This is a genomic window from Actinomyces stomatis, from assembly GCF_031292835.1.
GTDB lineage: Bacteria > Actinomycetota > Actinomycetes > Actinomycetales > Actinomycetaceae > Actinomyces > Actinomyces stomatis.
Map to the genome: position 1 here is coordinate 26,596 of NZ_JASPEP010000009.1, position 12,291 is coordinate 38,886.

General features: G+C 63.2%; 10 protein-coding genes. 6 read left to right on the top strand and 4 right to left on the bottom strand.

What is annotated here, in order from left to right:
* Positions 1-220: 220 nt before the first annotated feature.
* A complete protein-coding gene (locus RIV12_RS06875) occupies positions 221-475 on the bottom strand; it encodes a Txe/YoeB family addiction module toxin (RefSeq protein ID WP_309322931.1) in 255 nt (84 codons plus the stop codon).
* Complete coding sequence (locus RIV12_RS06880; RefSeq protein ID WP_309322932.1) at positions 475-726, bottom strand: type II toxin-antitoxin system Phd/YefM family antitoxin; 252 nt, start codon at positions 724-726, stop codon at positions 475-477. Before RIV12_RS06880 ends, RIV12_RS06875 begins: the two co-directional genes overlap by 1 nt.
* Positions 727-907: 181 nt before the next feature.
* Between RIV12_RS06880 and RIV12_RS06885 the strand changes: the two genes are divergently transcribed.
* Together RIV12_RS06885 and RIV12_RS06890 are read left to right on the top strand one after the other, a co-directional pair.
* The gene (locus tag RIV12_RS06885) at positions 908-1,231 is read left to right on the top strand and encodes a HigA family addiction module antitoxin (protein WP_309322962.1); all 324 of its coding nucleotides are present in this window, start codon (positions 908-910) and stop codon (positions 1,229-1,231) included.
* Between the two features lie 402 nt (positions 1,232-1,633).
* Positions 1,634-2,494 carry a glycoside hydrolase family 16 protein gene (locus tag RIV12_RS06890; RefSeq protein WP_309322933.1) on the top strand — a complete coding sequence of 287 codons (861 nt, stop codon included), beginning with the start codon at positions 1,634-1,636 and terminating at the stop codon, positions 2,492-2,494.
* Between the two features lie 71 nt (positions 2,495-2,565).
* On the opposite strand, the gene RIV12_RS06895 is transcribed toward RIV12_RS06890, so the two are convergent.
* The gene (locus RIV12_RS06895) at positions 2,566-4,170 is read right to left on the bottom strand and encodes a cation:proton antiporter (protein ID WP_309322934.1); all 1,605 of its coding nucleotides are present in this window, start codon (positions 4,168-4,170) and stop codon (positions 2,566-2,568) included.
* 1,011 nt (positions 4,171-5,181) lie between these two features.
* On the opposite strand from RIV12_RS06895, the gene RIV12_RS06900 reads away from it, so the two are divergent.
* From RIV12_RS06900 to RIV12_RS06915, 4 genes are all read left to right on the top strand, one after another.
* Complete coding sequence (locus RIV12_RS06900) at positions 5,182-9,810, top strand: DUF5979 domain-containing protein (RefSeq protein ID WP_309322935.1); 4,629 nt, start codon at positions 5,182-5,184, stop codon at positions 9,808-9,810.
* A 175-nt stretch (positions 9,811-9,985) separates the two neighbouring features.
* Entirely contained in the window at positions 9,986-10,654 is a 669-nt protein-coding gene (locus RIV12_RS06905; protein ID WP_075418376.1) for an AIM24 family protein, read from the top strand.
* 153 nt (positions 10,655-10,807) lie between these two features.
* On the top strand, positions 10,808-11,413 hold the full coding sequence (locus RIV12_RS06910) for a hypothetical protein (RefSeq protein WP_309322936.1): 606 nt from the start codon (positions 10,808-10,810) through the stop codon (positions 11,411-11,413).
* Positions 11,414-11,517: 104 nt separating this feature from the next.
* Positions 11,518-11,736: an AIM24 family protein gene (locus RIV12_RS06915; RefSeq protein WP_309322937.1), complete on the top strand. Its 219-nt coding sequence runs from the start codon at positions 11,518-11,520 to the stop codon at positions 11,734-11,736.
* Positions 11,737-11,878: 142 nt separating this feature from the next.
* Here the strand turns inward: RIV12_RS06915 and RIV12_RS06920 are convergent, their stop codons facing one another.
* Positions 11,879-12,217, bottom strand: a complete 339-nt coding sequence (locus RIV12_RS06920) for a PH domain-containing protein (protein ID WP_309322938.1) — start codon at positions 12,215-12,217, stop codon at positions 11,879-11,881.
* Between the last annotated feature and the right edge of the window lie 74 nt (positions 12,218-12,291).

The following is a 12,291-nucleotide window of genomic DNA, read 5'->3' on the forward strand; positions in this document are numbered from 1 at the left end:
CTGCGCGGCGGCGACGCTGACCGCCGCAGTGGAGCAGCCCAACCGGGGGACCGGGCTCGACACCGGGTGCCGGCAGGCCGCAGGGTAGGGAGATCTGCGTGCGTGACCTCTGCTCGCATCCGGAGAACTGACCTCGCACAGATCGAGCCCATGTAGACCTGTTTACCTGGCAGTCAGCAGTCGACTGCTGCACTCATCGGTGAGACGGTCACCTTCACTATTAGTAGTGGTAGCGAGCCTGGAGAATCACCAGGTCGTCGCCAGCAACGAGGTACACGAGGCGATGTTCGTCGGTGATCCTTCGAGACCACGCGCCTGAGGCGCCGTACTTGAGCTGCTCGGGTTTACCAATGCCGGCGAAAGGATCACGAAGGGCCGCATCGATGAGCGTGTTAACCCGTTTAAGGATCCGGCGGTCCGCCTTCTGCCAGTGCTTATAGTCCTCCCAAGCGGACGGGTCCCATACGAGACGCATCAGTCCTCCCGGTCGAGGTCATGCATCTCCGTCTGGCCCGCACGAGCCCGGTCATACGCATCAAGAAGGCGTCGTGCGTTCTCAGGTGATCGGAACAGGTACGCAGTCTCCTGCCAAGCGGCGTACTCGTCGGCGGGCATAAGAACAGCACGGCCCTTACGCGACACGATCTCAACAGCGTCATGATCGGCGTTGACTCGCTCGATGAGCGGGTACAACGTCTTGCGCGCCTCGCTTGCACTGATGGACACGAGAACACCTCCTTTCTCCATTGGTACCAGAATACGGTACCATCTAGGAGAAGGGGTTGCAGACTCTCTCTCCCTCCTTGACGCGGTTCGAACAGTCACCTGCCGCGCCTCATCGACCTCAGCAGTGGCCACCGGGGGCACTTCCTACGAGAGGACCAGCACTGATGAGGAGGGGCAGATGATGTCGAGCTCGTCGACTACCACTGACGCTGACCGAATCGACCCGATTCACCCGGGCGAGGTCCTCCTGGAGGACTTCATCGAGGGGTTCGGGATCACTCAGAACAAGCTCGCCACGGCCATCGACGCGCCCCCGCACCGCATCAACGAGATCGTGCACGGCAAGCTCAGCATCACCGCGGACACCGCTGTACGACTGGCCAAGTACTTCGACACATCTGTTGAGCTCTGGATGAACCTGCAGAGCCACTACGAGCCCAGGCTTGCGCGCCGGGCGCTGCGCGAGCAACTCGAGAGCAGTGTGCCGCTGCAGTCGGTGGCGTAGGCGACGCATACGACCTACGTAACCGACACTCACACCCGGCGAGCGGGTACCTGCTTCTGCGGGCTCGTCGCACGAAGAACTGAACACGCGATGAGCCGGCTCGACCCGGCTCTGAGCACTGACTGAGGGGTGGGGCGCCGGCGCGTCCCACCCCTCACTGCGTGTTTCCGCACCAATAAGGCCGTTCTCAGACTGCCCACAACAAGTATCCCGTTCATGGGACGAGCGATTAATTGACTTGTAGGATAACAACAATCGCAGACCACCTTCTGCGTGACGATACGACGACTCCAGGCGAGCGCTCACAAGATGCGTACGTGCTGGCAACACAAGGGGACGATGCCAAGAATAAATCAGATGCCAACCGGAAATACCACTCGTGTATCTTGTAGAAGGAGAACAATGAGCCCTTTGACACGACGTTCACTGATCGCCACCCTCGGACTGGGTGCCGGAGCCACAGCCGCAGGTGCACTCGCACCCACCGCAGCGTTCGCAAGCACTCCATCACGTTCCTTCAGCACTCTGATCTTCGATGAGCAGTTCACGGATGGCTCAGATTTCAGCACCGCACGGTGGCGGGAGAAGGAGCCCAGGGGCGACACGTACACGGACTACGACTGGGGGGTCATCACGCATGACAGCCACAGCGTGAGTGGCGGAGCCGGCCACCTGTTCTGGCGCAAGCGCTCAACCACCAAGACCGGCTGGCAGAACAGGTACGACAAGGGCGGAACCGTTCGTCACGTCAACGAGGCATCACTGACCACCGAAGGGCTCTTCTCCTTCGTCTATGGCGCCGTCGAAGTACGAGCGCGCTTCCCTCAGAGCAACCTCGGCCTGTGGGCCGGAATCTGGCTGAGGCCGGACGGGGCCGCGAATGGCGGAGAGATCGATATCGTCGAGACCTACGGGGGCGGCCGGGCCAAAGGAGTCGCTGAGTCGACGGTCCACTTCGACCAGTCCGGGAAGAACAAGAGCGGCAAGGGCATCAGCAACAAGCCGAACTTGAGCGCCTGGCACACCTACCGGATGGAGAAGACTCCGGAACGCATCACGTTCTTCTTCGACAACCAGCGATTCCATGAGGTACTGCGATCCAGCAACCAGCAGGCCTTCGATCGCTGCTTCGGCGCCAACACCCCCTACCACCTCCTCCTCATTACACAGACGGGGAGCCACTACTGGGGGAAGCTGGACACCAGGAACTTCAAGGAAGCGCAGTTCGACATCGACTACCTGCAGGTCCACTCCATGGACTAGCCGGTGAATGAGGAGGTGGGGTGCGCCGGCACCCCACCTCCTCATTGCCGTCCTCCGTCTTCACCCACGACTCACTCGACGTCGAGGGGGCCGTTGACGTGGAGGGTCTCGGCGTCGAAGCGCCGGTTGACTCGCGAGGCGGTGGAGTCGTCGATGCGGCCGGCGAAGCGCAGGCCGTGTACGCGCTCGCGCAGATGCTCGATAACGGCGAGCCGCAGCGTGCTCTCCGAGCCGCAGTAGACGCGCGCCTCACCCTCTGTGGCCGAATTGAGCACGGACTCGTGGCGACGTCGGTAATCGGCGCGCACCGCCTCGATGGCTGCGGCGTCGTCGACGCCCGCGCGCTCTGCGATGGCATCGAGCTGACTGATGGTGTCGGCGAGGATGTCGGCGAGGGCCTCGGTCTCCTGCGACTCGACTGACTCAGCGGTCTGCGCGCCGGCCGAGGGCCTGGCGTTGGCCCAACGGACCACGTAGGGCAGGGCAACGCCCTGAATGAGGAGGGACAGGAGGGTCGCGCCGGCAACGACGAGGATGATGAGGTTGCGCTCGGTGTACGCGGCGCCGTCGAAGGAGACCGGGATGGACAGTGCCATCGCCAGTGAGATTCCGCCTCGGAAGCCGGCAACCGTGGAGACGATGCGACCACGGATATTGGTGCGGCGCAGGCGCTGCTCGGGGCGGCGATCAAGGGCACGGATGGAGTAGATCATGAGGTGCTGCCCGCCGAACCTCCCCGCCACCATAGCGATGTAGATGATGGGGATGAGGATGAGGCCGCGCATGAGATCAGCGCGGGGTAGCTCAGCGACGATACCGGGGAGCTCCACCCCCACCATGACGAAAAGAATGGTGTTGAGGATGTGGGTGAGGATCGTCCAGAACGGGATGCCGAGGACTCGCGAGCCGAGGGACATGTGCGGGGCGGCGAAGCGGGAGACGACGATTCCGCATGTGACAACGGCGAGCACGCCCGAGCCGCCGACCTCCTCGGCGACGAAGAAGGTGAGGAACGGGGTGGCCAGGGCGGTGATCGTCGCCAGCATGGGGTCGTCGGTGATGGTGCGGACCCGGATGCCGATCTTCGTGACTGCCGCACCGACGAGGACTCCTGCACCGATTCCTCCCCCGAAGGACAGAAGGAGCTGATGTGCGACGAGGCCGAAGGTGACGCCGGAGGAGTCTTGCGCGGCTTGGAGGGCGAGGGCGAAGATGACCAGGGCGGTGCCATCGTTGAGAAGCGACTCGGCCTGAAGGACGGTGCGACCGTTGGGGTTGATGCCACGTCCCAGGCTGGAGACGGCGGTGGCGTCGGTAGGGCCGAGGCAGGCCCCGATGAGGAGAGCGGCTCCTACGCTCAGCCCCGTGAGAACACCGATGAGGGTGATGAGGGCAGCCGTGATGGCAACGAGGACCGTGGCGCTGAGGATGATGCCGCGCAGGCTTCGGCGCATGCGGTTGAGGGAGACTGACAGCGACTCCCAGTACAGGAGGATCGGCAGGAAGATCGTGAGAACCACGGCGCTGGGCAGGTACATCTCCTCCCCAAACGGAAGGAAAGCCACCCCCACGCCAGCGGCGATGAGGAGCACAGGGGCGATGAGGCGGAACCTGTTGGCGATCGTGTAAGCGACAACCGAGGCGCCAATGAGTGCGACGATCATGTCGATGGTCATGAGGCTGCCGGCTTCCCTTCCTGCACTGAGTCCGAACTGACTGCGGCCAGCCCGGGAGAGAGGCTCAGTAGTTCCGGGGCTCAACCAGGTTTACCCCAGAGCCGGCCCTGGCACAGCCTACAGACGCTTCCTTCAGCTCCCCTGGTGATACTCGATTCGCGTGCGTCACCTCTGCTCACATCCGGCGAGGTGAGCCGACGCGGATCGAGCACAGGTGGACCCGGCGCCGCTGTAGGCGCCCAGCGGACCTCCGCCCTCACGAACGAGACACCTGGCGGTGTCCAAATCGGTGACAAAGGCCTGGAACGGGGCAGAACCGACAAGAAAAAACCGCATGATTCCAACGTTTCTTCTACCGACCTGGCGACACCGGGGCTCCTTTGTCACCGATTTGGACACCACCACCCTGTGGCGGCCACGCTGATGAGATCAGGAGGCACGAGACTACGTTCGCAGGCGCCAGGGGGCGATGGGCGTTTTTAGGCGACCGAATCAGCGAGCGACCTCCCGCGAGTTCTCGTACTCGCCGGCGAGCACGAGAGCGACTCAAGGCTCAGAGGCCACATCATGAGTGAGGCAAATGGACGAGGAATCGCACCACAGCTTCAACGTCAGACGAAATTACCCCACCGCCCTTGAATGCCTCCAAGAAACCACTCCCCCATTTATCAAGAAGCCCAAACAGCGACACCGACATTTCTCAACACAAGCAGACCTATACCTCGAAACTCATTCACGAAGTAAGATAAACGCCCTCCGAACCGAACAAATACGAACACCCTCTCCACACGAAGGCACCCCCGAATCACAACGAAAACACAGGGTGAAACACTTTTTGAGCAGCCCCAAAGATATCTTTTTCACAACATTTCTATGACATTCTGATAACACCCCCAAAGCTCTCGTCAGGCACACCACAACCCTTGTTCTGAATTTCCTCATCACGATACTATTCACCAGTTACTCACGGTCATCCCCAGACCGCCGATCCCTAGTGAAGAGGATGTATACATGCAGGTTCCTGCCGATCGCAGACGCACCGCGTCTAGGGGGCAGTCGCCGGCCGCCTGGCTCGCCCTCCTGACACTGCTTGCGAGCATGATCGTGCCCTTGCAGGCCCAAGCCGCCGTCAACACCGACATCAATCTGTCTGGTCTCGCTCTGGTCAAGTCAGACCGCAGCGGCAACGACTTCCCATCAGAGGGCCTCACGACGCAGGACGTGGCCAAGCTGTCCTACACGTGGGATGCCACCAAGACCACCGTCAACCCGGGGGACTCCTTCTCCATCGACCTCGGCGCTAATTTCAAGAACCTGGAGAACCCGAAAACCGTCCCCCTCAACCTTCCCTACAACGGCACGTCCACCGAGGTGGGTGCGTGCAAGTTGACGGAAAGGACCATGGAGTGCACCTTCGGCGACAAGGTTGAAGAGCTCAAGGCAGCGGGATTCAAGGATTTCAAGGGCTCGGGCCAGGCACTGCTCCTCATCACCCAGGCCACGACGGCCCAGTCAGTGGATATGACCGTCAACGGCAGCCAGAAGGTGAGCGTCCGCCTGCCCGGCGCCGGCGGCATCAAGGGCCCCGCTGCACGGAGCTACACGGCTCTCAAGTTCAGCAAGGTCTCCTCGGTCATCACGTCGGCCTCCTCCACTATGACGTGGGAGGTCAACTTCGGCTCGGACTACATCAAGGAGCAGCTGGCCAAGGGGGACAGCCCGATCGCCTCGGACGGTCAGACCCGTGAGACCATTACCATCACGGATACGCTCGGCTCGGGCATGACCTTCAATGGTGACAAGAACAGGTGGTACCTCGGACTGCGCAACAGCGCCGCCGAGCCCGGCATCTCCGGGGTGTCCCTGACCAGCGCAGCGGGCAAGGACCTGAGCACGAAGTACGGAGACTTCGACCTGGATGTGGACATCCAGGGGCAGGTCGCCACGATCAAGGTGACGGGCCCTTTTGCTCCTGATTCCAACTACAGGATCTCCTACCCGGTGACATTCACTTCCCAGAACGGTAAGGCCATCGCCGGCGCGCAGTACACCAACGCCGCCTCGCTCAACCACTCCGAGGCTCATGGCGAGTTCACCCGTAGCTACGCCGACTCGTTCAAGGTGACCGTGGACATGGCCCCCGGTTTCGGCGGCTTCGAGGTCTCCAAGACCCTGGGCGGTGCGGCCCTGGACGCCGTCGACGTCGCAAACACGACCCTGCCGGTCAAGGTCGATTACGTGCTGCCCGGCCCCGCCAGCGGATACGCCGGTTGGCAGGCCCCGGGTACGCTCAACGCCGATGGTCTCTCCGGCACGGCCGTCCTCAACATCAGTATCGGCAAGACCAACACCTTCCAGGGCACCTTCCCCAAGGGAACCGTCGTCACCCTGTCCGAGGACATCGACCAGGCCTCTCCCGCTCCTTCGGGGTATGCCTGGGGCAAGCCGGTCTTCGCGGTCGGAAGGACGGAGACCAACACTCTGACGATCGGCGACCGGGTGTCGACCAAGGTGACCCTCAACAACACGGCCGACGTCGCCAAGGCGCCCGGCACCTTCCAGGTGACGAAGACCGTGACGGGTGCGCAGGCCGGTGACAAGGAGTTCACCTTCACCTACACCTGCACCGACGGGACCGAGGGCACACTGAAGGCCAAGGCCAACGGCGAGGCGGTCTCCGGACCGAAGGTCCCCACGGGCACGCAGTGCACCGTCACCGAGGACACCAAGACAGCCGCGATCGACGGCTACACCCTGACAGCCCCCGAGGCCCAGACCATCACCGTCAAGGACCCGGCTGAGCCGGTCGCGACGGCGGCCTTCACGAATTCCTACGTCCGTGACACGGGTACGTTCTCGGTGTCGAAGAGTGTCAAGGGCGACTACGCCCCGCAGGCCAGTGAGACCGTCAAGGTCGGCTACACCTGCAACGACCCCGACAGCACCAAGGGCACACTCGACGTCCCCATGGACGGCACCACCGTCAGCGGCCCAACCCTCCCCACAGGAACGGTGTGCACCCTGAACGAGGACAACACCTCAGCCCAACGTGAGGGCTACGCGGTCTCCACCGCCTACTCCGCGACCACAGCCACGATCGCCAAGGACCAGACCCCGAACGTGTCGGTGACCAACACCTACACCCGCCAGACCGGGGGCTTCTCAGTGTCCAAGACGGTCCAGGGCGACGGCACCAAGCTGGCACCGGAGGAGTTCACCTTCGAGTACACCTGCACCGACAAGGTCACCGGCAAGACCGCCTCCCCCAAGCAGCTGGTGGTCAAGGCTGGTGAGACCGCGCATGTGGGCGACGTGCCTACCGGGTCGTGCACACTCACCGAGAAGGACGCCCCCGTCAAGGCCACGAGCCTGTCAACCACCCTGGCCGTGAACGGCACCCCCGCCCAAGACGGCAAAGCAACCTTCGACGTCCTCGGCGGAGACAACCCCGCCATCAACATCTCAGCCACCAACACCTACACCCTCAACCGCAGCACCTTCCAGGTGACGAAGACCGTGACGGGTGCGCAGGCCGGTGACAAGGAGTTCACCTTCACCTACACCTGCACCGACGGGACCGAGGGCACACTGAAGGCCAAGGCCAACGGCGAGGCGGTCTCCGGACCGAAGGTCCCCACGGGCACGCAGTGCACCGTCACCGAGGACACCAAGACAGCCGCGATCGACGGCTACACCCTGACAGCCCCCGAGGCCCAGACGGTGACGGTCTCTGAGAAGGACCAGGTGGCCAGCGCCCCCTTCACCAACGCCTACACCCGCGACACGGGTACCTTCTCCATCGCCAAGTCGGTTCAGGGCGGCCCAGAAGGGGCGGCCAATGGCTCCTACTCCTTCACCTACACCTGCGGCGGTGACGTGCAGGGAACCCTGACGGTCCCCGGGGACGGGACAGCCGTGTCCTCTCCAAAGATCCCGACCGGGGTCTCCTGCACCCTGGCGGAGGACGCCGCGTCGGCCGCCAAGGACGGGTACTCGGTGGCCTCGACCCTGTCGCAGGACTCGGTGACCATCGCCAAGGACCAGACTGTGGCCGTGACCGCCACCAACACTTACACCCGTGATACCGGTACGTTCTCGGTGTCGAAGAGTGTCAAGGGCGACTACGCCCCGCAGGCCGGTGAGACCGTCAAGGTCGGCTACACCTGCAACGACCCCGACAGCACCAAGGGAACACTCGACGTCCCCATGGACGGCACCACCGTCAGCGGCCCGACCCTCCCCACAGGAACGGTGTGCACCCTGAACGAGGACAACACCTCAGCCCAACGTGAGGGCTACGCGCTGGCCACCGCCTACTCCGCGACCACAGCCACGATCGCCAAGGACCAGGCTCCGAACGTGTCGGTGACCAACACCTACACCCGCCAGACCGGGGGCTTCTCGGTGTCCAAGACGGTCCAGGGCGACGGCACCAAGCTGGCACCGGAGGAGTTCACCTTCGAGTACACCTGCACCGACAAGGTCACCGGTAAGACCGCCTCCCCCAAGCAGCTGGTGGTCAAGGCTGGTGAGACCGCGCATGTGGGCGACGTGCCTACCGGGTCGTGCACACTCACCGAGAAGGACGCCCCCGTCAAGGCCACGAGCCTGTCAACCACCCTGGCCGTGAACGGCACTGCCGTGCAGGGCGACAAGGCAACCTTCGAGGTCCTCGGCGGAGACAACCCCGCCGTCAACATCTCAGCCACCAACACCTACACCCTCGACCGCAGCACCTTCACCGTGTCGAAGAAGGTGGAGGGTGACGGCGCCGAGACCCACAAGAACGTGGCCTTCACCTTCGGGTACAGCTGCACCTCCGACGTCGAGGGCGAGGTGAAGGGCGAGCTGACGGCTCGCGGAGACGGCACTGCCGTGTCCGGACCCGCACTGCCGGTCGGGGCGACGTGCTCGGTGTCGGAGAAGACGTCGTCGGCCCAGGTCAACGGCTACGACGTGAAGACTCCTGAGGCGCAGAGCGTGACGATCGCGGACAAGGACGCCGCCCTGTCCTTCACCAACGTCTACGCCCGCCAGACCGGCACCTTCCAGGTGACGAAGACCGTGACGGGCGCGCAGGCCGGTGACAAGGAGTTCACCTTCACCTACACCTGCACCGACGGAACCGAGGGCACACTGAAGGCCAAGGCCGACGGCGAGGCGGTCTCCGGGCCGAAGGTCCCCACGGGTACGCAGTGCACCGTTACCGAGGATGCCAAGGCGGCCGCGATCGACGGCTACGCCCTGACGGCCCCGGAGGCCCAGACGGTGACGGTCTCTGAGAAGGACCAGGTGGTCAGCACCCCCTTCACCAACGCCTACACCGCGGTGGCGGCCACGCCCTCGCCGTCGGCGACACCTAAGCCTTCTGCATCCAGCAAGGCGACGCCGAGTGAGTCGACGTCAGGTGAGCCGACGCCTGGCGGGGCAGCGACAAATGAGTCGACGCCGAGTGACCCGACACCGAGCGGGGCGGCATCGAGTGACCCGACACCGAGCGGGTCGGCATCGAGTGCCCCGGCGCAGGACGTCTCCGGATCGCCTCTCGCGCGGACCGGGGCGTATGTGGGAATCCCGCTCGTCCTGGCGCTGGCCGCGATCGCAGGAGGTGTGCTGTTGGCCTACCGCCGCAGGGCCTGAGCCGAGGCGCTGAGAGCCGGCAGCCGCAACGCTGCTGAGTGAGGGGATCCCTACCCGTGCGGGTAGGGATCCCCATTGCGTTGCGATTCCGCGCCCGACAAGGATGGGCGGGTCAGTAGACTGAAACCGGCAATGCCCCGTATCCGTCCCGCCCCATGAAACAGAGGTACCTTCCATGCGCAGTCCCCTATTTGAGCAGGCCAACCGTGAGCAGGAGACCGGTCAGCGCTGGACTGTCCAGTCCAGCAAGATGCTTCGTGTGGCCCTGGGCCCGGAGGTGCTGGCGGCGCAGGGCGCGATGGTCGCCTACCAGGGGAACATTGACTTCTCCTACCAGGGGTCGAGGAGCCTGGGCGGCATGATTAAGAAGGCCGCCACCGGGGAGGGCGGCAACCTCATGCGTGTTGCCGGGCAGGGTGAGGTGTTCTTCGCCCGTAGTGCGCAGAACGTGTTCCTGCTTCAGCTGGAGGGTGATGCAATCACGGTGAACACGCCGTCCCTGCTGGCTTTCGACGCGCACCTGGGCTACGACATCAGGATGCTGGGCAATGCCGGGTTCCTTGCAGGCGGGCTGTTCAACCTCGTGGTTCAGGGGCAGGGCGTGGTGGCTGTGTCCTCCGATGGTCCGCCGCTGCTTCTGGACTGCTCGCAGCAGCCGACCTTCGTTGACCCGCAGGCGGCGATCTGCTGGTCGGCGAACCTGCAGCCGCAGATCAAGAGCAGCTTCAAGATGGGCTCCCTCATTGGACGCGGGTCGGGCGAGTCCTTCCAGCTGGCCTTCCACGGCCCGGGCTTCGTCGTAGTCCAGCCCAGCGAGGGCCAGCCGGTCGTGGCATCGTCCTGAGCGAGGCGACGACGGCCGAGCGCGCAGCTGCCGGCACCCGTGTAATCGTCCGGCAACCGCGAAGAGGCGTTCGCGGCAGGCGGTCATCGCTTCCCTCATGTCCATGTCTGAGGGCTGAGCAACCACCTCCGTTCTTGTTGAGACAATGACTCTGTGACTACTCCCCCGCCGATCCGCGCACCCAGGCCTACGCCCCTGTCGGGTGAGGAGGTGGTGGCCGGGACAGATGCGACGGTCGTGGATTTCTGGCGCTTCGCTCTGTCCAATCTCCGGATGAACAATGCTCGAGGCTACCTGGCCGAGTTTCTGGTGGCGAAGGCGGTCGGCTCGACTGGACTGCGGATCGAGTGGGATCCTTACGATGTTCTGGCGCCGGATGGGACCACGATCGAGGTCAAGACCTCCGCCTATCTCCAGGCGTGGGACCAGTACAAGCTCTCAACGATTCAGTTCACGGGGCTTCGCAGTCGCATCTGGTCCACAGAGGGTGGGTTGACGCCGACTCCCACCTACAACGCTGACGTGTACGTTTTCGCGATTCAGACAGCGCGTACCCACGAGGAGTACAACCCGCTCCTGGCCTCGCAATGGCGCTTCCACGTCCTTCCCAAGCGGACTGTGGAGGATCTTGGTCAGGATTCTATTGGCCTGGCAACCTTAGAGAGCCTTGCAGGCCCCTCGATTGCCTACGAAGAACTTTCTGAAGCCATCAACGCCGCCGCCGGGAAGAAGCACAAAGGCCCTCAGAACCGACGCTGAGTCAGAGACGATGTGCACCGAAAAGGCCTCATATCTGCCTAATCTTACCGAGCTCCGACCAGATACCACCGAAGGATGAGACGGTACCTGGTCCCGCTAACGGGATGCTGGCGCGTCTGGCCAACTCGCAGCAGCCTACCTTTACTGCCCCGCAGTTGGCGATCTGCTGGTCGGCGAACCTAAAACCGCAGATCAAGAACAGTTTCAAAATTGTTTCTCTCATTGGATGCGGCTCGGGCGAGTCCTTTCAACTGGCCTTCCACGGATCGAACTTCGTGGTGGTCCAGCCCAGCGAGGGCCAGCCGGTCGTGGCGTCGCCCTGAGTTGATCATCGCTGACACAGCGTTAGCGAAGGAGATGCACATCCACTGCGCCACCGCAGCCAAAAGTCTGCGGTGGCGCTCTATTACGACAGCGGCAGCAACAACAGATTGCTGATGCTCACCATCTCCTTAGTGCTGACGCTCAGTGACCCATGAGAACGCAAGCGGAGATAAGCCTATCGATCTTGCGGACGTCGATCTGGGACCCGAGCTTGATCTTGATGTGACCCGTCCGTGTCCACAACTCGACTTCTGAGTTCATGTCGAACGTTCCCGCATTTTCGGTCGACCACATGTTGATGGCACTGTAGGGCAGCGAGTAGACCTCCACCTTCCTGCCGGTCAGTCCTTGCACATCACGTACGATCAGCCGCTTCGACGTGAATACCGCAGAGCCGCGCATCGTCTTGAAGGGAGCGTAGGGTTGCTCTCCTTCAACAAGAACACCTAGGACATCCTGAGGGATCGGAACCTCCGCCAAGAAGGTTCACGTAGCCACAGAGGCCGTCTCCATGCTCACTTTTTCACCTCATCGTAAATTAATGATCACCGGGA